Source organism: Calidifontibacter indicus (genome assembly GCF_003386865.1).
Taxonomy (GTDB): domain Bacteria; phylum Actinomycetota; class Actinomycetes; order Actinomycetales; family Dermatophilaceae; genus Yimella; species Yimella indica.
Genome location: NZ_QTUA01000001.1, coordinates 600,049 through 619,120, shown reverse-complemented (window position 1 = coordinate 619,120; position 19,072 = coordinate 600,049). Strand labels below are relative to the sequence as shown.

16 protein-coding genes are annotated in these 19,072 nt (G+C 70.2%); 5 read left to right on the top strand and 11 right to left on the bottom strand.

Annotation, left to right across the window (positions count from 1 at the left end; genetic code table 11):
- Positions 1-97 precede the first annotated feature (97 nt).
- Genes DFJ65_RS02905 through DFJ65_RS02885 form a run of 5 tightly spaced genes read right to left on the bottom strand, consistent with a single transcriptional unit; the run spans position 98 to position 11,054 of the window.
- Complete coding sequence (locus DFJ65_RS02905) at positions 98-775, bottom strand: NUDIX hydrolase (protein WP_115921723.1); 678 nt, start codon at positions 773-775, stop codon at positions 98-100.
- Between the two features lie 34 nt (positions 776-809).
- Positions 810-2,594 (bottom strand): exodeoxyribonuclease V subunit alpha, encoded by a 1,785-nt coding sequence (gene recD / locus DFJ65_RS02900; RefSeq protein WP_115921722.1) that lies wholly within the window; start codon positions 2,592-2,594, stop codon positions 810-812.
- On the bottom strand, positions 2,591-5,935 hold the full coding sequence (locus tag DFJ65_RS02895; protein ID WP_115921721.1) for a UvrD-helicase domain-containing protein: 3,345 nt from the start codon (positions 5,933-5,935) through the stop codon (positions 2,591-2,593). The genes recD and DFJ65_RS02895 overlap by 4 nt, the downstream gene beginning before the upstream one ends.
- Positions 5,932-9,348: an exodeoxyribonuclease V subunit gamma gene (recC, locus tag DFJ65_RS02890; RefSeq protein WP_115921720.1), complete on the bottom strand. Its 3,417-nt coding sequence runs from the start codon at positions 9,346-9,348 to the stop codon at positions 5,932-5,934. Before recC ends, DFJ65_RS02895 begins: the two co-directional genes overlap by 4 nt.
- Positions 9,345-11,054, bottom strand: coding sequence for a ribonuclease H-like domain-containing protein (locus DFJ65_RS02885; protein ID WP_170143967.1), 1,710 nt, complete (start codon positions 11,052-11,054; stop codon positions 9,345-9,347). The genes recC and DFJ65_RS02885 overlap by 4 nt, the downstream gene beginning before the upstream one ends.
- 205 nt (positions 11,055-11,259) lie before the next feature.
- Here DFJ65_RS02885 and DFJ65_RS02880 point away from each other — a divergent pair, with 205 nt between their 5' ends.
- Positions 11,260-12,201, top strand: a complete 942-nt coding sequence (locus DFJ65_RS02880) for a plasmid pRiA4b ORF-3 family protein (RefSeq protein WP_147301284.1) — start codon at positions 11,260-11,262, stop codon at positions 12,199-12,201.
- Here the strand turns inward: DFJ65_RS02880 and DFJ65_RS02875 are convergent.
- Positions 12,129-13,343, bottom strand: a complete 1,215-nt coding sequence (locus DFJ65_RS02875; protein WP_115921717.1) for a hypothetical protein — start codon at positions 13,341-13,343, stop codon at positions 12,129-12,131. The genes DFJ65_RS02880 and DFJ65_RS02875 overlap by 73 nt on opposite strands.
- Before the next feature lie 267 nt (positions 13,344-13,610).
- On the opposite strand from DFJ65_RS02875, the gene DFJ65_RS17940 reads away from it, so the two are divergent.
- Positions 13,611-13,817, top strand: a complete 207-nt coding sequence (locus tag DFJ65_RS17940; protein WP_245949952.1) for a hypothetical protein — start codon at positions 13,611-13,613, stop codon at positions 13,815-13,817.
- Here the strand turns inward: DFJ65_RS17940 and DFJ65_RS02865 are convergent.
- On the bottom strand, positions 13,751-14,032 hold the full coding sequence (locus DFJ65_RS02865; protein WP_245950362.1) for a maltose acetyltransferase domain-containing protein: 282 nt from the start codon (positions 14,030-14,032) through the stop codon (positions 13,751-13,753). The genes DFJ65_RS17940 and DFJ65_RS02865 overlap by 67 nt on opposite strands.
- 72 nt (positions 14,033-14,104) lie before the next feature.
- Entirely contained in the window at positions 14,105-14,476 is a 372-nt protein-coding gene (locus DFJ65_RS02860; protein WP_115921716.1) for a phospholipase A2, read from the bottom strand.
- 184 nt (positions 14,477-14,660) lie between these two features.
- Here DFJ65_RS02860 and DFJ65_RS02855 point away from each other — a divergent pair, with 184 nt between their 5' ends.
- Positions 14,661-15,287: a DUF6318 family protein gene (locus tag DFJ65_RS02855; protein ID WP_281269837.1), complete on the top strand. Its 627-nt coding sequence runs from the start codon at positions 14,661-14,663 to the stop codon at positions 15,285-15,287.
- 209 nt (positions 15,288-15,496) lie between these two features.
- Positions 15,497-16,201 carry a hypothetical protein gene (locus DFJ65_RS02850; RefSeq protein WP_115921714.1) on the top strand — a complete coding sequence of 235 codons (705 nt, stop codon included), beginning with the start codon at positions 15,497-15,499 and terminating at the stop codon, positions 16,199-16,201.
- A gap of 88 nt (positions 16,202-16,289) precedes the next feature.
- On the opposite strand, the gene DFJ65_RS02845 is transcribed toward DFJ65_RS02850, so the two are convergent.
- The gene (locus tag DFJ65_RS02845; RefSeq protein ID WP_115921713.1) at positions 16,290-17,222 is read right to left on the bottom strand and encodes an MBL fold metallo-hydrolase; all 933 of its coding nucleotides are present in this window, start codon (positions 17,220-17,222) and stop codon (positions 16,290-16,292) included.
- A gap of 52 nt (positions 17,223-17,274) precedes the next feature.
- On the opposite strand from DFJ65_RS02845, the gene DFJ65_RS02840 reads away from it, so the two are divergent.
- Complete coding sequence (locus DFJ65_RS02840) at positions 17,275-17,607, top strand: DUF7342 family protein (protein ID WP_245949951.1); 333 nt, start codon at positions 17,275-17,277, stop codon at positions 17,605-17,607.
- A gap of 2 nt (positions 17,608-17,609) precedes the next feature.
- Here DFJ65_RS02840 and ppk2 read toward each other — a convergent pair whose 3' ends face one another.
- Positions 17,610-18,509 (bottom strand): polyphosphate kinase 2, encoded by a 900-nt coding sequence (gene ppk2, locus DFJ65_RS02835; protein ID WP_115921711.1) that lies wholly within the window; start codon positions 18,507-18,509, stop codon positions 17,610-17,612.
- Positions 18,510-18,643: 134 nt separating this feature from the next.
- Positions 18,644-18,982 carry a hypothetical protein gene (locus DFJ65_RS02830; RefSeq protein WP_211308349.1) on the bottom strand — a complete coding sequence of 113 codons (339 nt, stop codon included), beginning with the start codon at positions 18,980-18,982 and terminating at the stop codon, positions 18,644-18,646.
- Between the last annotated feature and the right edge of the window lie 90 nt (positions 18,983-19,072).

Genomic DNA, 19,072 nt, shown 5'->3' with positions numbered 1-19,072 from the left:
TGCACTCGCCGTAGTCGTCGACCTCCTCGCGGACGATCTCGGCTGAACGTGCCGAGGTAACTCCTTGTCGCCGAAGCGGCGCGGCTCGGCGGGCGGCTCAGCGAGTGAGGGGCGGGTTGAGCCGGGTGGCGTCGCCGACCCGGTAGATCGCCGCGGGCCGCCCGCGACCGCGCCGCTGCTCTCCGGTGTCGACGACGAACCCGTCGGTGCCGATCACCTTGCGATTGAAGTTGGCCGGGTCGAGGCGCACGCCCCAGACCGCCTCGTAGACGCCACGCAGCTCGCTCATGGTGAACTCCGGTGGCAGGAATGCCGTTGCGATCGTGGCGTATTCGAGTTTGCTGCGGGCTCGTTCGATGCCGTCGCGCAGGATCTGCGCGTGGTCGAAGGCCAGTCTGCGGCCGAGGGCCGCCTCGACCGGCACCCATTCGGCCTCGTCGGCGTCGGTGCCGGGCACGGTGTCGGGCAGGTCGGCGGCAAGGGCGAGGTAGGCGATCGAGATCACCCGCTTGGGGTGTTCGGTGTCGCGCTTGGGGGCGGTGTAACTGGCGAGCTGTTCGAGCCGTACGTCGCGCCGCCGCAGCCCGACCTCCTCGGCGAGTTCGCGATAGGCCGCGGCCTCGGCCGACTCACCCTCGAGCAGAAACCCGCCGGGCAGTGCCCACCGTCCGCGGGCGGCGCGCGCCTTGCGCTTCACCAGCGCGACGTGGAGTTCGCCGTCGCGCAGGGTGAGCGCGACGACGTCGGCGGCGATCCAGGCGGTGAGGCGATCCATGACCACCACTATATGTTGCGGTGACCAAAACGAGTCAGCCGTGCAGGCGTTGCCGCAGCCCCGAGGTGCGCCGGGCCGGTGTGGCGACCGCCTGCTCGACGGCGGCCATCGACCCGACGAGCGTGAGCTGCCGTTGCGGGCGGGTGACCGCGGTGTAGACGAGCTCGCGAGTGAGCAGCTTCGACTCGATCGGCGGCACGATCACGACGATCTCGTCGGCCTGGCTGCCCTGCGCCTTGTGCACCGTCATCGCGTGCATGGTCTCGACGTCCGACAGCCGCCACGGCGGGTGCAACTCGGGGCCGCGCCCGGTCTCGATCACCGCGCGCAGCCCGTCGGGGGTGTGCACGACGACGCCGGCGTCGCCGTTGTTGAGTCCGAGCCCGTGATCGTTGCGGGTGACCAGCAGCGGCCGACCGATGTACATGCTGTTCGGGCGCACGTCGGGCACATGCTTGGCGAGCTCCTGCTCGACGAGCCGGTTCCAGTGGGTCGCGCCATGCGGACCGTCCCGGTGAGCGCACAGCAGGCGCAGCCGTCCGAGCCGGTCGAGCGCCCCGGCGAGGTCGCCGCGGGCCGCCGCCTCGCGCAGGGCGAGCGCGTGGTCGAGCACCTGCGGCAGGTCGTCCATCGTCGGCGCATCGGTCTCGATCAGACGGACGCCGGTGCTCGCCTCGGCGATCACCGCACACACCCGCGCCGGCTCACCGGATCGGAAGGCCGCGGCGAGCAGGGCACGGTCGTCACCCATCCGGTAGTCGCGCACGAGGCGCACCACGGCGCCCGAATCGGCCAGCCCCGCAACGACATCGGCGAGCACCGAGCCCGCCTCGACCGACGCCAACTGGTCGGGGTCGCCGACGAGCAGCAGCCGCGCGGTGGCCGGTAACGCCTCGCACAGCCGCGCCATCAGGTTGAGCGACACCATCGACGCCTCGTCGACGACCACCAGGTCGTAGGGCAACGGGTTGCCGGTGCCGTGCTTGAACCGCAGGTTGGTGCCGGGCAGCGGTCCGAGCAACCGGTGCAGGGTGACGCCGGGCCGCACCGTGCCGTCGTCGGTCAACGCCCCGAGTGCCTCGTTCATCCGCGCGGCCGCCTTGCCGGTCGGCGCCGCGAGACCGATGCGCAACGCCCCGCCGGAGGCCCGCGCCATCGTGCGCAGCACCTGCCCGATCGCGTGGGTCTTGCCCATGCCGGGACCACCGGTGAGCACGGTGACCGGCCGGGTGGCCACCGACCGCACCGCCGCCTGCTGCTCGTCGTTGAGTTCGCTGCCGGCGAGGTCGGCATCGACCGCGACCGGGTCGACCGGTGGCAGCTGCGCCGGGTCACGCTCGGTGAGGGCGGCCGCGATGCGCCGCTCGTCGAGCAGGTACCGATCGAGGTAGACGAGGTCGAGGTCGAGATGCAGCACCTGGTCGCGCAACAGTGGACTCGTGGCCAGCGCGCCACGCCATGCCTGGATCTCGGGCAACTCCACCAGATCGGCGACGGTCGCGGGGTCGAGGCTGTCGATCTCCCCGAGGTCGCCTTCACCGAGGTCGCCGCCGTCCTCGTCGGCGGTCTCATCGGCCGTGCTGATCGTTGCCACATCGGCGAGGTCGAGCGCGGTCGACCCTTCCCGCACGGCACGCACCGTGAACGCCAACGCCAGCGCGGCGTCCGACTCGACGCCCTCCCCGACCGTGCCGCAGACCCGCGCGGTGGCGATGCAGTCGCTGCCGTCGAGGATGCCGGCCCGGTTGAGGGTGGCGAGACGTCCAGTGGCGTTACGGCTGACCGCCGCGAGGGTGGTGTCGCTGGTTTCGGTGCTCATCGCCCACCTCCGTCGAGCAGGTCGGACAGTTCGTCGAGCAGCCCCGCGGGCGGTTGCCAGGAGAAGATGCCGCAGCGCCCGCCCTCGACCACCGGGGTGTCGGGCCCGGCCATGCCGCGCAGGTAGAGGTACATGACACCGCCGAAGTGCTCCGCCGGGTCGTAGCCGGGCAGCCGCCAGCGCAGATACCGGTGCAGCACCACGGAATACAGGATCGCCTGCAACGGGTAGGAGGATCCGTTCATCGCCGCGGCGAGCCGCGACGGGGTGTAGTCGGCCAGCGTGAGCGGTTCGCCGGGCAGACCGAGCCAGTTGGTCTTGTAGTCGACGACGTAGTAGCGGCCGTCGTGCCGGAAGGTGAGGTCGACCGAACCGGTGAGGTAGCCCAGGAGGGTCTGTGCGCCGTACGACTCGTCGCGCAGCGCGGCCGCGAAGGGCCGCAGCGGGTCGTCGGCGGCGAGCCGGGCGTCGAGCACGTCGGCCATGTCACCCAGCACCGGGCGTCCGTGCGGTCGGTCGCCACCGGCGAGCGGGAGTTCGAAGTCCATCTCGGCGAAGCGATCGGTGCCGAGGATGTCGGCCAGCCGGGGCGCGTCGTCGTCGACGCCCAACGGCGTGGTGCAGACCGCATGGAGCGCATCGGCGAGCAGTTGGACGCTCACCTCCACCGGCCATTGCACCAACTGTTCGCGCACCTGCTCGGCGAGATGGGCGCGCAGGTCGGACGCCTGCAGGTCGGCATGTTCGAGCACGCCGTGCACCAACGAACCGAAGGTCGCGCCCACGGGTTGATCGGCCATCGGCGACGGCGCGGCGAGCGCCGGGTCGCCGGTCTGCGCGGGTGCGGTGATCGTGACGGCCTCCTCGTCGGCGCGGCCGAGCACGTCGTCCTCGGGCTCGGAGTGGTCGGCGGCCGCGAGTTCGTGCGCGGCCGACAGACCCGAGTAGGACGTGCGGCGCCAGGCTCGGTCGATCACGGACGGGTCGAACGAACGGGCTGCGAGGCGGCTGGTGGCACGCACCACCTCCGCCTTCGCCGGCGCGTCACCAGACCCGATCTCGGCCAGGCTGAAGGTGTCATGGTCGGTCCAGACCTGCAGCGTGCGGTTGATCGACGCGGGCGACGGTTTCGGCAACGGGTCGGGGATGGCGATGGCCGGGGCGAGGTGCGGTCGGTCGGTGCGCTCCTGGAGCAGCGTGTCGAGCGCTTCGGGTGAGTCGGTCTGCCCGAACAGCAGCCGGTGCAGCCCGGCGTTGCGGCTGTCGTAGCTGGGCGCCCACCACAGCACCAGCTGCGACTGGGCCCGGGTCATCGCCACGTAGCTGAGCCGCATGTGTTCGCCGAGGTCGTCGGCTCGCCGCTCGGCACCGCCGAGGTCGGCGGGGTCGAAGGAGAGCACGCGGCGTCCGTCGCGGTGCACGATCACCGCGTGCTCCTTGTCGGACAGCCAGTTGTTGAACAGGAACGGCGCGTAGACGATCGGGTACTGCAGCCCCTTGCTGGAGTGGATCGTCGACAAGGTGACCGCGAGCGCGTCGGAGTCGAGCCGCAGGATGCGCGAGTCGGCGGGGGCGATCGCGTCGTCGGCCGCCTGCTTCATCATCCACGCGACCAGCGACGCGAGCCCGGTCGTGCCACCGAGCACCTGCTCCTGCAGCACCTGGGCGCAGTGCTCGATGTCGGTGAGTTCGCGTTCACCGCCGAGGCGGCCGAGCAAGCGTTGTGCGAGGCCGTGGCTGCGGGCGACGTCGAGCACCCCGGCCACGCCGCCGCGGTGGAACGCACTGATCAGCGAACGGATCTGGGCCGCAACGGTTTCGACGCCGGCTTCGCCCTGCTCGTCGAGCTCGGCCGCGGTGAGGCCGATGAACGGGGTGAGTGCCGCGAGGCGCACGCGTTCGGGGCGGTGCGGCTGCTCCAACGCCATCAGGAGTTCGAGCCAGGCCTCGGCCGCGGGGGTGCGCAGCACCGACTCGTTGGAGCCGAGCACCGAGGGGATCCCCCTGTGCTGCAACTCCTTCCGGATGCCGGCGAGGTCTTTGGTGAAGTGGCACAGCACCGCGATGTCGTGCGGTTGCACGGGTCGGCCGTCGAGGGTTGCGCCGGACGCCAGCAACCGCTGGATGTCGTCGGCGACGTCGGGGTAGATCTGGGCGCGCACATCGCCGATGCCGGGCTGGCGGTCACCGTCGTGCATCGGCCAGGCGCGCAGTCGGATCGGGGTGTTGTCGGGGGCGCCGGCCAGCCGGTGACCCTGGTGGTGGGCGGTGACGGGGTGCACGACGATGCCCTCGGACAGTGCCACACCGTTCATCAGGGTCTGCAGCGAACGCACCAGCGGTTCGTCGCTGCGGAAGTTGGTGGGCAGCGAGGTGCGCCGGTCGGCCGTCGCGGCCGCCTGCAGGTAGGTGTGGATGTCGCCGCCGCGGAAGGCGTAGATCGCCTGCTTGGGGTCGCCGATGAGCAGCAGCGAGATGTCGGGGTGGGCGAAGGCGCGCGAAAACACCTGCCACTGCACCGGATCGGTGTCCTGGAACTCGTCGACGAGCACCACCGACCAGCGGTCGCGCATGCGTTGCCGGGCCGGCCCGTGCTCGTCTTCGAGCGCGGCGGCGAGTTGTTCGAGCAGGTCGTCGTAGGAGAGCACCGACGCCCGCCGTTTGCGTCGCCGGAACTCCTCCAGCACCCGCCGCACCAACGCCAGGCGCGGGCCGAGGGCACCCGCCGCATTGTGCGGGTGCAGCACCGCGCCGGGGTTCGCCAGTGCGTGCCGACTGTCTTTGCGGACGACGTCGTGGGCCGGGGTGCCGGACGGATCGGCGAGGTGGGTGGCGAGGAAGAGGTCGTCGATCACGTCTTCCTGCAGGTCGGCCAGGTCTTCGGCGAGCGTCGCGCCCGGATCGGAGTCGCCCGCGACGCCCAGGCCGCGCAGCACGTAGTGGCAGAACTGGTGGATGGTGGCGATCGTCGCGGTGTCGAAGTCGGCGACCGCCGCGCGCAGACGCCGCACTCGGAGCGCCAATTCATTTGTGTCGCAGTCGCGTAGGTGGGCCACGAGCGGGTCGTCGCTGGGGTCACCCGACTCGAGCAGGGTGAGGGTTTCCTCCAGCCGTGCGCGCACCCGTTCGCGCAGTTCCTGGCTGGCGGCCCGACTGAAAGTGACGACCAACAGCTGGTCGAGCGGCATGCCGCGTTCGGCGACGTAGCGGGTGGCGAGCGCGGCCACCGTCCAGGTCTTGCCGGTGCCGGCGCTGGCCTCTATGAGGGTGACGCCGGACGCCGGCAGGTCGCCGGTGATGTCGAAGGTGTCGGTCACGGGTGGGGTCTGGTTCTGGTTCATGCGTCGTCCAGGTGTTCCAGCAGGGGCAGCCAGATGCGTCGGGCGAACCGGCGCAGCGCGACCGCGATGTCGTCGATCGGCGCGCCCCGGCCGAGGATCTTCACCCAGTAGGGGTCGGCGTTCTCGCCGTCGAAGCGGTCGCCCTCCCAGTCATTGCGCGCGAACTGCAGCAGCAGCGCCTCGGCGGGGTCGCCGCGCAGCAGGCGGATCCGGTTGCCCTTGGTGAAGGCGTAGGCGGTCTTCGGCGGCACCCCCATCGGGTACCGCTGGCCGAGCGCCCGCAGCTGTGCCAGGTCGGCGAGCAACTGCGGCGCGGCCGCCCCCGGCGACCGCAGCCGCATCGTGCCTTTGCGTCCGTTGAGCACGGCGTGGTGGTCGTGATCAGGCTCGGTCGCGGCGACCGCGAGCAGTTGCACCCACGCCGAGATCAGTTGTCGCGCACCGACCCTGGAGAAGGTGTGCTGGCGCAGCTCGTCGCCGTAGAGTCCGCTGACCACACCGGTGAAACGGACGGCGCCGCCGGGCGTGCCGGCTTCGTCGGTCGTCTGCAGGTCGAGCCTGATGTCGACCGAACGCACCGGCGGATCGTCGGGCCGGTGGATGCCCCGGGCCAGCGCGGTGAGGTCGGACTGCACGTCGGCGCGGGCTTTGGCGCCGAGCGACCCGGGCGGGAAGCTGCCGCGCCGGTCTTCCTGCTGCAGCGCGGCGTCGACGGTGGCACCACGCACCACCTGCTGCAGTGCCCGGTCGCCGATCTGCCAGGTCTGCAGCGAGTCGAGCGCGATCGGCACGGAGTCGTCGATCGGGTCGACGTCGCGGGGCACGAAGATGCCGAGTCGGCCGCGCAGGAAGTCGCGGGCGGGGTTGTGCAGAAAGCCGGTGAGCTCGTCGATCGTCACCGTGTCCGAGGGGAGCGGCGCGAGCAGCCCGGGCACGAACGGCGGCGGCGCGGACGGCGACTCCCGGAACCGGCGCAGCGCGAGCGCGCCGTCGAGGCTGGGACGGTCGAAGGTGCCGCCGGGTATCGGCGCATCGTCGGTGAAGTTGCGTTCGTCGAAGGCCTGCAGGGGGTGCTGCCGGACGAACGGCAGCTCGGCTTCGTCCGCCCCGCAGGAAGCCGCGGCGTCGGTGCGCCGGGCCACCGCGATGAGTTCCTGCAACGGCACGGCCGGCGGTCGCCGCGCACCGCTGCGCTCGTCGAACCCGGCGTAGATCGCCACGAAGTACTTCTCGGCGGCCATCACCGCGTCGAGCAGCAACTGCCGGTCTTCGCTGCGCAGGTCGCGCTCACCGACGTGCGGACGGCGGGCGAGCACGTCGTCGCCGTCGATCACCGGCGAGCGCGGGTAGAGGCCGTCGTCGAGGCCGAGCACCACGACCGCCTGGTGCGGCACCGACCGCATGGGCACCATCGAGCAGACCGTGATCGCGCCGGTGCGGAAGTTGGAGCGGCTCGGGCGACCACCCCAGCGCTGCTCGAGCAGCATGCGGATGTCACTGAGTCGCAACGAAACATCGCCGGCGGCCGCCGCCACGGCGTCGAGTTCGCGATCGATCTGGGCGAGCTGCCACCGGTCGTCGAACGGCACGTCGGCGAGGGCGTGCACGGTGTCCTTCAACCACGCCATCCACTGCGTGGTCGGGAAGCTGCCGTCGGCCGATTTGAGCACCTCGCCGCGTCCGCGCACGTCGTCGGCGGCGCGCTTCACGCGCTCGAGCAGTTCGAGGAAGCGGCCGACGAGTTCGACCTCGCGGCTGCCGATGTCGTCGACCGGCGCATGGTCGATGGCGGCCCCGGCCGAGCCCCGGCCGACCGCGACGCCGAGCGCGAGCCGGTCCATCGCCGGGGTCCAGGTGTAGCCCTCGAACCCACGCAGGCCGTACTCAGCGCGGTGGGTGCCGTCGAACCCCCACCGCACGTCGACCTCCTCCACCCAGGTGCCGATGCGGCTGAGCGCGTCGTCGTCGAATCCGAAACGGTGGCGCACCGATTCGTGACCGGCGAGGTCGAGCACCTCGGTGGCGGTGAGGCGTCCGGCGACGATCGCGATGAGGCGCTGGGCGAGGTCGAACAACGGGTTGGTGGCGCCGAGCGCACGGTCGGCCAACTGCAGCCGCAGCTGCTGGCCGGGGTGGGGGTGCACATCGGGGCCGTCGTCGGAGGTGACCGCGGTGAGCCCGAAGGTGGCCTGCAGCAGCGGCGCGAACGCCTCGATGTCGGGGCACATCACGACGATGTCGCGGGGTTGGAGGCCGCCCTGGCCCTCCGCGAGCATCCAGGTGAGCACCTCGCGCAGCACCTCCACCTGGCGCGGTCGGCCGTGGCAGGCGTGCACCTGGAAGGAGAGATCGTCGGCGGCACCCTCGCGGGCTGGGTCAGGGCCTTGGTTGTGTCGGATATCGCTCTGCAGCAACGAAAGACGACTCTCGACAGTTTCCTCGTAAGGGTGCGGAGCCGTGATGGTCGGCTGCATCGACAGGAGGTTCTGCTCGAGCTCGCGCACGTCGCGGGCGAGGGTGGCCAGCAGCGGGTTGCGGGCGGTGAGCGCGCTGGCGTCGTCGACCCGGGCGGGCACGGCATCGGCGGGCCGGACGGCGGCGATGTCGTCCCACAGCGACGGCGAGGGGTGCGGCAGCCACAGGTGCACGTCACGCGTGGTCGCGAGCGCCTGGATGAGTTCGCGATCGGCGCGGGTGAACCGGGTGTATCCGAAGAACGAAACCCGTTGCGGCAGATCGGGATCGATCGAACCGTCGGTGAGACCACGGACGACCCGGTGGTGGCGTTCGGTGACCGACTCGTCGAGCCGGTGACGGTCGAGGGTGAGCTCGACGACGTGCCGCCACAGCGGCGGTTGCCAGGTGAGGTCGGGCGGCAGCGACTGTCCGTAGCCGTCGGTGGCGTCGCCGCGTTCCCACTTGGCGAGCATCTGCGGACGGTCGCGGGCGTAGGCCGCGAACAAGCCGGCGATGCGCCGCGCCACGACGTAGCGGCGCGCCTGACGCGCCTTGCGCTCCCACTCGGCGGCCGGGTCGCCGGTGATCTCCTCCCCCGCTCCGAGGTGGCGGGTGATCGCCTCGAATCCCGGTGTTCCGCAGAGGTCGTCGATCGCGTCGAGGGTGGCCCACACGAGCCGGTCGCTGTGCCACGGGTCGTCGCGGTCGCGCGAGAGCAACAGACCCACCAGCGACGCCGGGGTGAGCACCTGCAGACCGGCACAGATGCCGTCGTCCTTGGCGTCGGAAGCACCGAGGGTGTGCGACAGCCGTTGGCCGAGCCAGCGTTCGACGCCGCGGGCGGGCACGATGACGACCTCGGCGCTGAAGACGTCGGCGGGGGCGTCGCGCAGCATCGCGGCCAGGCCCGCGGCGAGTTGGTCCGGCCGGTCGCTGCGGTGGACGTGGAGGGTCATGCGCCCTCCAGTTCGGTAAGGCTGACGAGGTCGGCGGTGTGGTCGCGGATCCACGCGGTGGCGGCGGTGTCGTCTTCGTTGTAGTCGAGCACCCGCTGCTGCAGCCCGGCGCGCTGCTCGGCGTCGGAGGTGGCGCGCGCCTCGTCGACCCAGAGTTGGCAGTTGCGGCCGCCCGGATCGTCGTCGCGCCACTCGAAGCCGAGTTCGCCCGCGAGCGGCTTGAGGCCGAGGCCGCGGGTGGCGACGAGGTGCTTCTCGGCCCACTGATGGGTGTCGAAGAACGGGATGCCGATGTGCTTGATCGCGCTGGGCCCGAGGATGAGCCGCAGCTTCTGTCGCTCGACGTCGCCGTGGTGGAAGACCATGATCGACTCGCCGGCTGCGGCCGCTGAATCCCGTTGTTCGACAAGCCAGTCGGCGAGGCGTTCGGCGATCGCCCGCTCGTCGCCGAGGGTGAGTTCGTGCCAGTCGACGAAGGCGTGGAAGGCGACGGTGTCGCCCCGCCGCAGCCGCGCGCCCCACAGGAGCACGCGTCCGGCGGTGTCGTTCTCCATGTCGAGGTCGATCTCGACGTCGGCCCTGGGGGCGCGCACGGAGTCGGGGGCACGGAACGCCAAGGTGTGGCCGGCGACGGCGAGCCGCGCCTTCTCGATGGTGAGGCCGAGCCGTTTGCGCCACCCCTGCTTGCCCTCGATCTCGGCGAGGTAGCGCTCGACCCATTCGGGGGTGAGCTCGACGGCCGCGAGTTGTTCGACGGTGGTGATGCCGAGCGTTTGGAGCGCGAGCCACTCGCGCACCCGCGGGCGCCAGGTCTCGAACGACGTGGTCGGGTCGGCGGCGAAGGTGGGCTCGCACCCGGCGTACATCGGGCACCCGTCGCATTCGGAGCTGTAGATCGGCACCACGATAGCGGGCTTGCCGGCCGCGGCGTTCTCGGCGATCGCGACCCGGAAACCGAACTCGTGGTCGTAGCGCTCGAGCGCGGTGCGCTTCTTGGTCGACTCGCTGCGGGAGTAGGTCTCGAAGGCGGGCTCGTCGAGCCGGATCCACGTGCCGTGCACCTCGTCGAGCTGCCAGGTGCCGACCCAGTCGTCGCCGGAAACCAGGAACGCCTCGTGGTGCTCCGGGCCCGGGTGACGCCCCATCGACTCCAACATCCTTGTGTAGTGGGCGAGTTGGAGCGCGTCGTTCTCCAGACGTCCGACCCGCGGACGCGCGTGGTCGAGGGTGCGGCGGGCCTGCGGGTCGGACGCCGGGGCGATCGTGACCGAGTAGGTGTTCCGGGTGTTGGACGCCTTGCCCTCCAGGAAACGGTGCAGCTTCACCTCGCCCGGCAGGTAGGTGGCCGGCAGGTCGTCGCCGTGTCGGACGAGCAGGTCGGGTCGACCGACCCGGTGCCCGTCGACGTCGTCGGGCAGCACGCCGCGCAGGATCACCGGCACCCCGGCGTCCATCGCGTCGAGGGTCTGCTGCACGGTGGCGCGCCGCCCGGAGTCTTGGTCGACCAGGCAGAACCGGTCGGGGCGACTACTCGCGATGTCGTTGAAGAGCGTCTGCTCGAACGCGAGCCCGGCGTCGATCGCCTCCTGGATCGCCGGCGGCTGCTCGGCCGGCATCAGCGTGATGTCGGGGTCGAAGGCGTGATGGGTGCGCACGGGGCACTGGGTGGCCGGGGAGGCGCCCAGCGTCACCGGTCGACCGCCCATCGGTTCACCCCTTTCAGTCCTTCGAGGGGAGGTTACGGGACGCCGCCGACAACCGTCCTCCCCCTCCGCAAATGCTGCACTTCCCAGCACACGCTGTTGTTTCAACAGCAGCGTGTGACGGCAGGTGCAGCGCCTGCGGGGGCTAGGTGCAGCGTTTGCGGGGAGGGCGGAGGCAAATCGGCGCTCGACCTGATTTGCTCGTCGGGTGAACTCCCCCGGTGACCAGCCCGACCTCGACGCCGCGATCCGCGCCATCATGGCCGGCCGCGACCTGTCCGCCCTCGCCGAAGACCTCCGCCGTGACCGCCTGCCCCAGGCAGCGCCCGACGGTTCGCGGTTCGGGATGCACGTGAACAAGCCGATCAAGCTGCCCGAGCCGCCGTACGACCCGATCACGCTCACCGTCCTGGTCGAGCTCGAGGACGCGAACCCCGAGATCTGGCGCCGGCTCGAGCTGCGCGGTGACCAGCGTCTCGACCAACTGCACGAGGTGCTCCAGGCGGCGATGGGGTGGAACAACAGTCACCTGCACCGCTTCAACCGTTCGAGCGAGCGCGACTACTTCCTGACCGAGTTCGACGAACACGAGGGCACCGCCGGCACGCCCGAACGCGAGGTGCGCCTCGACCAGGTGCTGCGCCAGCCGGGTGACAGCCTCAACTACGAGTACGACTTCGGCGACGGCTGGGAGCACGTGCTGCGCGTCACCGATGTGCGCACCTGCGCGACCGACGACCCGGTCGCCCGTTGCGAGGCCGGGGAGCGCGCCTGCCCGCCGGACGACATCGGCGGCATCCACCGCTGGAACGAGCTCGCCGCCCAGCTCTGGCCGGTCGAGGACCTGCGCAACCTCAGGACCAGTACGGCCCCGGGCTCCCCATCGGGATGGATCCGAACCGGTTCGACCTGCACGAGACCAACCAGGCCATCGCCGCGGCACTCGAGCGAGCCCCCGCCGTGTCGAGGTACATCGAGGCACTCGACGGGGCGCCGACGAAGATCGAGCCGTTCGAGGACCTCATCCGCCGCAGATCGCGTTGTTCTTCGGCGTCTGGTCGGACTGAGGTTCGGCCCTCAGGCGTCGCCCGCTCGCCGGGCGGGGTCGAGGAGGAGCCGCGTGAATTCGATGCCCAGCGGGGTGACCTGAACTCCGTCGGGTCGGTCGACCAGCATCCCGGCCTCCTCCCAGAACAGCAGCGCCGAACCCAGCCACCTGATGCTCGTCTTGCGCATGCTCTTCGCCGCGGCGCCGAACTGCTCGAGGTCGCCGAACATGTTCTCCGGCGCCTGCAGCCACCAGCTCTCGATGTCGGCGCGGGTCTTCAGCCGGTCGGTCTGCACACCGAGGACGATGCCCGGCAGCGGATCGCCGAGGAAGAGCCGATGGGTGTGGTGATGCAGCCGGCTCAGAAGGGCGATTTCGTGTGCATGCCTCGCGGCTGGGTCGTCTTGCATTGGCCGCGGCACGTGCACGACGCGGTTGCCCCGGTAGTCGAGCAGCCCGACGTCCTTCGCCGGCGAGAAGAGCAGGCCGAGGCCGAGATGGTCGCCGGCCGAGCGCCAGGGTGACGGTGGGCTGCCGAGCACCCGTTCGACCCATTCGTCGATCTCCAGTGCCGCGATGATCTCCGCCGCGAACTTCGGCCGCAACCAACCGGCAGACGTGACCTCCCGCCCCCGCTCACCGATGGCGTCCAGCAGCCCGTCGAGCCGATGCCGATAGGTCGACCGTGCGACGACGGCGAGCACCTCGGCTGGATCCTGGATCGGCAGGGCGGCCTGCACGTCGATGTCGGTGACGGTGGCGCCCGCTGCGGTGTCGCCGGGCTCTCTGTCGATCCGGTCACCGGACGGCGTAACGCCCTTCGTGCGTCCCGCGGCTGCCGGGCGGGTGCGGTGGGCGCGGTCGGCGCGGCCTGCGGGCATCGACTCCTGCGCGCGACGCGCCTCCGTCGCTAGGTCGGACGGGTCGGCCGACCCCGGCGCGAGCCGTCCGGTCGCACTCAGGAACTGCCAGAACGTGGCGAGCGTGTCGACGAGCGCACCGGTGTCGGACGCCGCCCCTCCGGGCGCGCGGTGGTCGGGCGCCCCTCCGGGCGCGCGGTGTTCCGGCCAGCGCACGGTGATCAGGTGGTCCGCCGAACCCGCCGGCCAGGACGTTCCCGGGGTGCGATCGTGGGTGTCGCGAAGGTTCAGCACCGTGCTCAGCAACGTCGCGTCGAGCGGTCGGCCGGCGTTCTCCGCCCAATGCACGGCGTGCGTCGTGAGCAGTTCGTACGGATCGTTCACCCGTCCATCATCCGTCGCGACTGACCCGGCGTCGGCGCCGCGTCGTCCTGACCGCGTAGGCGAGACGACCCGCGGCGCCTCGACCGGCCGGTTGTAACGTCGGATCCGTCAGCATCAAGCCCCTGGAGATCATCGGTCGCGTCGCGCTCGGCGCCCCGTTCGTCAAGCTCGGCCTCGAAGCCGCACAGAACCCCGGCGCCCGGGTCAAGGCCGCCGAAGGCATCGGCCTGCCGGCCCCGGAAGCGCTGGTGCGGTTCCGGCGCGGCGATGGCGGCCGGCGGTGTCGCGGTCGCGCTCGGCAAATTGCCGCGGACGGCGTCCGCCGGGTTGATCCTGTCGCTGATCCCGACCACGTACGCGGGGCACCAGTTCTGGAACGTCGAGGACCCCGCCGTCCGCAAGGCGCATCAGATCAACTTCCTCAAGAACGTCGCGCTCGCCGGTGCGTTCGCGGTGATCGCTGCCCGCGACTGACCGACCACACTTCCCGCAAACGCTGCACCTACCTTCAGACGCTGCCGCTGCAACCGCAGCCTCTGAAGGCAAGTGCAGCGTTTGCGGGTGGGGCGGCGGCGTAGCCCCGGCTGACGCACCGAGGCCGCGTTGTACGCCTGAACCAGGTCGAGGGCGCGGCTGCTCAGCTCGCCGAGTTCGGGATCGACGGCGATGTAGAGGTCGCCCGCCTCCATCCGTTCGCGCATCGTGCGGTCGTCGCTGCTCATCCAGCCATGCTCGCACGCAGCAGGCGGGCGCCTGCGAGGTCAGTTGTTGAGGCCGCTGCCCTTGTAGTACCACCGGCCGGCGCCGCGGACGGCGTAGTAGTAGGTGGACGCGATCGCCCGACAGGTCGCGCCCTTGCCGGCCGCCGTGCACGCGTTGTTCATGCGGGTGCGGAACGCCTGGTCGCAGGTCAACCGGTTGGTGCGGCTGCCCTTGCTGTAACACGCGTCGTGCCGCACGCACGCGTTGTGGAAGTTCGCCCCGCCCGGCGGGTTCTCGGGCACCAGGCGCCCGATCCAGTTGTTCGGCCCGCACTGGAACTCGGGCGCCGCGTGCGCCTCCGGCACCACCGCGACACTCGCTCCGGCCGCCAGCACGACCCCACACATTGCCGTCAGAACCCTGCTCTTCATGCCCCTGCTCCCCTGCTGAATACGCCTGAATGCACCTGAATCCACCAACTGTGACAGCACGAAAGATCTCGTACGACGGCACGCCTGTCCATGGACTTTGCCAAGTCCTTACCTGTGGAAAACGCCGCGGACGCTGCCTGGAGCGCAAGATGCAAGGGCTGCTCGCAGGTTCAGGGAGGTCCCGATGACAGCACGACCCGGTCGCATCGTTGCGCCGATTCTCGCTCTGGCGCTGGCCGGAGGCGTGCTCACGGGCTGCTCCGGCGGTTCGTCCGAAGCCGAATCCTCGAGTCCGTCGAGCACCTCGACGACAGCGACTTCGTCGACCACTTCGACGGCCGCGACCACGACGACCGCCACCCAGAGCCCGACCAGCAACGCGACGTACGCCGGTGCGCCGGGAGTGCCCGAGGAGGCCAAGTACAAGACGGACGCCGGTGCGATCGCTTTCGCGAAGTACTACCTGGAGACCGTGAACAAGGTCGGCAAGGAGCCGAAGGTCGGGGTGCTCGAGCCGTTGGCGCTGCCGAGCTGTAAGACGTGCGTTCGGCAACGGCAAACCGTCTCGGCGCTTGTTGCCGACAAGCAGCGCTTCTCTGGCGACCAGTTCGTTGTCCTCGACGCGTCAAAGTTGCCAAGCGAAGGCGATGTCATCGTCAGCGTCACCGTTGACCAGCCGGCGACCGACACTGTGGATGCCAAAGGGTCAGTAGTTGAGAAGGGCGAGCCCCTCGGTCGTGCAGCAGCCGTCCTTACGCTGATTTGGACGAGTGGATGGCGGGTGGCCGAGCTTCAGCAAGGAACGCCGTGAGCGCCACTGCGACGGTCCTCATGATCGCTGTAACCAGCCTTGGCGGCCTCATTCAACACCCGGGCACGGTCGCCGGAGGCACTCCGAAGTGCAAAGGGATCGTCTGTACACAGAACACCGGCGGCGGCACGTACGCAGGAAAGACCGAGGCACAAACTCGTGCCCTCCCACCCAGGGGCGAGGCCAAGTACGCCACGGCAGGCAAGCAGGTGACGAAGGTCGTCCCGTACGAGTACGTCACGATCCTCGCCTGCGGCAACAACACGGTGACTTCGACGGTCGAGGTGGGCTGCACGAGTGCGTACCAAACCTGCACCGACGCGAACGCGCCCGGGCCGTACTCGATCATCTTCCGTCGCTTGCTCATTCCGGAGCCTGACGTGACGAAGGTCTGGGAGCGCGTCGGCACCACCTGCTGGCCGAACGCCGTCCCGAACAACACGGCCCGCCCGCAACTGACGATGGCGATGATCAAGTCGCAGTGGGAGCACACGCCGTTCGCGAAGCCCACGGTGGCGACCCAGCCCGTCGGCGGAGCGACGCTGGTGACCCTGCCGGTCTACTTCCAATTGCAGTACCCCGCAGCCGGATTCCAGCCGAACGAGATCAACACGGTCACGCTGCTCGGGCACCAGGTGCGCATCAAGCCGACGTTCAAGCACAACGTGTTCACCTTCGGCGACGGGTCGACGAGCGGCACGACCCAGTCGGGTGGCGGCACCTACCCCGACGGCGACATCAAGCACGCCTACGACAAGCGCGGTCGTTACACGACGAGCGTGGCGACGACGTACGGCGGCCAGTACTCGGTCGACGGCGGCGGCTGGGCCGACATCCCCGGCGCGATCACCGTGTCGGGGCCGACGAGCACGATCGAGGTCGTCACGACCAAGAACGAACTGGTCAACCAGTAGGTCGCCGGCTCCTTCGCCGCTTGATCGACGACCCCGGCGACCGAACGAAACGACCCGAAAACCCTTGTCGTCGTCTTGTTTTCGAACCCTAGACGTGCGTCTTCATCGGGCCGCCTGCCCAGGTGACCGCCTCGGAGAGGGCGGCGACGACGTCCACCTCGCCCACCCCGGCATCGGCGTACGCACGGTGCAGGTTCGGGACGAGCCGCTCGGCGTCGGTCCAAGTCGCGAACTCGCCGAGGTCGGCCGCACGCGCGGCGGTCAGCGGGTCGACGCCGCGTCGGATGCCGTCGGCCGCGACCCCTCGAACGAACTCGTAGTAGGCGCGGTGCTGGGCGATCACCTCGGGGAGTTCGGCCGCGCTGATCACGGGTCCGTGCCCGGGCACCACCTGCGCCGCGCCGAACGACGCGATCCAGTCGAGGCTCCTGTTCGCGCCGTCGACCGAACCCATGAAGACCAGTGGGCTGAGCCCATGGAAGAGCAGGTCGCCGGTGAAGAGCACGCCCTCGCTCGGGATCCACGCGACGGTGTCACCGGTGGTGTGCGCCGGGTGACCGGGATGCCGCAATTCGACTGTGGCGCCGCCGATCTCGACGGTCTGCCGGTCGGTGAAGGAGACCGTCGGAACGCGACGGGTGACCGCACCCCAGTCGGGCACCGGCTGCCACAGCGGCGGGCAGCCGTCGATGATCGGGTCGGTGCGCAACTGCTCGCACATCAACTCGTGGCCGAGCAACGTCGCATCCTCGGGCAGCAGCGAGTTGCCGTAGCAGTGGTCACCGTGGGCGTGGGTGTTGACCGCCCAACGCACGCTCCCGTCGACCGCGCCGGCGACCGCATCGAGAAAGGCCGTCGTACGCGGCTCGGTGGCACACGTGTCGACCACGAAGATCCCGTCGTCGCCGGCCACGACACCCGCATTGTTGAGCCACCAGGTGCCGTCGGGCTGCACCCAGGCCCAGACCCGGTCGGTGAGCTGCTGGAGCCGTCCGGAGAACCGGGAGCTGTTGTCGGTCATGGCGTTTCCTCCGTCTCGGTGGGTCTTCGGTCAGCCTGCCAGGGTGGCGCCCGTGACGCGGTCAAGCCGTCCGGCGACGCACCTGAACGACCACTCGCACGAGGATCACCAGCGCCACCGCCTCGACACCGCGTTCTTCGCCCTCCACGAGGGCGACCGTCCGCAGACCCCGAAGGGTCAGTCGCCGGTCACCGCGAAGTTGGTGCGCGAGGCGTTGCAGCAGTCGACCGAACCGCGCACGGCCGCCGAGATCGCCGACGAGGTGGGCGTCTCCCGGGCCACCGCGCAGCGCTATCTGGCGGCACTCGCCGAGGACGGCAAGGCGCGAATGGCGTTGCGGTACGGCGCGACCGGGCGACCGGAGCACCAGTACGACTGGCTCTGAGGTCAGTCCCTCTTCTTGCCGCCCTTCCCCGGCTGGGCGTCCTTCGCTGCCTTGGCGTCCTTCGCCGACTTGGCTGCCTGCGCGGCTTTGGTCACCTCGGCGGCGTGGTCGGGCACGTAGGTCTGCGAGGTGCGCGGCGGACGCGTGTAGCCAACGGGCGCTGGGCGCTCGGGCACGTCGGGCGTCGGCAACTCCACCGGGTGCCACGGAATGGTCGACAGCAGGTGTGCGATGACGTTGATGCGCGAGGCCCGCTTGTCCTCGGATTCGACGACGTACCAAGGTGATTGGGGCTTGTCGGTGGCGGCGAACATGTGGTCCTTCGCCTGCGAGTAGGCCTCCCAGCGGGTGATCGACTCAAGGTCCATCGGCGACAGCTTCCACCGGCGCATCGGGTCTTCGGACCGCGCTTTGAACCGCGCCTGCTGCTCGACGTCCGACACCGAGAACCAGTACTTGCGCAGCAGGATGCCGTCGTCGATGAGCATCTGCTCGAAGATCGGCGCCTGCACCAGGAAGCGCTCGTACTGCTCCTGGGTGCAGAACCCCATCACCCGCTCGACGCCGGCGCGGTTGTACCAGGACCGGTCGAAGATGACGATCTCGCCGGCGGCCGGGAGATGTTCGACGTAGCGCTGGAAGTACCACTGCGTCTTCTGTCGATCCGAGGGCTTCGGCAGCGCGGCCACGCGTGCAACGCGCGGGTTGAGATATTCGGTGATTCGCTTGATCGCCGAGCCCTTGCCGGCGGCGTCGCGCCCCTCGAAGACGACCACGACACGCGCGCCCGTCTGCTTCACCCACTCCTGCATGGCGACGAGCTCGGTCTGCAATCGCTCGAGCTCGGCCTCGTAGAGCTTCTTGTCCATCCGGACGGTGCCGTTCGCAGTCTTCTTGGCCATTGTCCGATCCTGCCAGGCGGGGCGGCCGGCCGGGAAGGAATCAACCGACGCGACACGACCCGACACGACCCGACACGACCCCGGACGCCGGCGAACCCGCCCGCGGGCTGCGGACGGGTTCGTCGGGGAGGCGGTCAGCGCAGGAAACCGTTGCCGACCTTCCGGCCCCACCACTTACCCAGGCCGAGCTTGTCGCCGGCGAAGGTGTAGGCGAGGACGAGCAGGCAGATCGCCTCGATCCAGTGACTGTCGGTGATCGGGTTGGTGAACCCGTGGTTCGCCTGACCGATCGGGAACTCCGCGAGGTACATCAGACCGAGCAGCAGGGTGCCCGACCACGCGGCGATCTTCAGGCCGGCTCCGGCGAGGACGGCGATGCCGATGCCGGCCAGGCCGATCATGAACAGCCAGTCGGCCCAGGGGCCAGCGATGTTCTTGAAGAAGTCGGCGAACGGGCCCTCGGTGTTCTTCATGAAGCCCTGGGCGGGGGTGCCGCCGTCGATCCAGGCCCGGGCCGCCGGGGTGGCGTAACCGAGACCGAAGGCCTTGTCGAACTACTGGAG

Bases quoted from the DNA above. Each gene is read 5' to 3' on its own strand.
- ppk2 (WP_115921711.1), bottom strand. From the start codon at position 18,509: ATGGCCAAGAAGACTGCGAACGGCACCGTCCGGATGGACAAGAAGCTC.
- recD (WP_115921722.1), bottom strand. From the start codon at position 2,594: ATGAGCACCGAAACCAGCGACACCACCCTCGCGGCGGTCAGCCGTAAC.
- DFJ65_RS02885 (WP_170143967.1), bottom strand. From the start codon at position 11,054: ATGGGCGGTCGACCGGTGACGCTGGGCGCCTCCCCGGCCACCCAGTGC.
- DFJ65_RS02860 (WP_115921716.1), bottom strand. From the start codon at position 14,476: ATGAAGAGCAGGGTTCTGACGGCAATGTGTGGGGTCGTGCTGGCGGCC.
- DFJ65_RS17940 (WP_245949952.1), top strand. From the start codon at position 13,611: ATGGCGGCCGGCGGTGTCGCGGTCGCGCTCGGCAAATTGCCGCGGACG.
- DFJ65_RS02865 (WP_245950362.1), bottom strand. From the start codon at position 14,032: ATGGAGGCGGGCGACCTCTACATCGCCGTCGATCCCGAACTCGGCGAG.
- recC (WP_115921720.1), bottom strand. From the start codon at position 9,348: ATGACCCTCCACGTCCACCGCAGCGACCGGCCGGACCAACTCGCCGCG.
- DFJ65_RS02845 (WP_115921713.1), bottom strand. From the start codon at position 17,222: ATGACCGACAACAGCTCCCGGTTCTCCGGACGGCTCCAGCAGCTCACC.
- DFJ65_RS02895 (WP_115921721.1), bottom strand. From the start codon at position 5,935: ATGAACCAGAACCAGACCCCACCCGTGACCGACACCTTCGACATCACC.
- DFJ65_RS02905 (WP_115921723.1), bottom strand. From the start codon at position 775: ATGGATCGCCTCACCGCCTGGATCGCCGCCGACGTCGTCGCGCTCACC.
- DFJ65_RS02855 (WP_281269837.1), top strand. From the start codon at position 14,661: ATGACAGCACGACCCGGTCGCATCGTTGCGCCGATTCTCGCTCTGGCG.
- DFJ65_RS02830 (WP_211308349.1), bottom strand. From the start codon at position 18,982: ATGAAGAACACCGAGGGCCCGTTCGCCGACTTCTTCAAGAACATCGCT.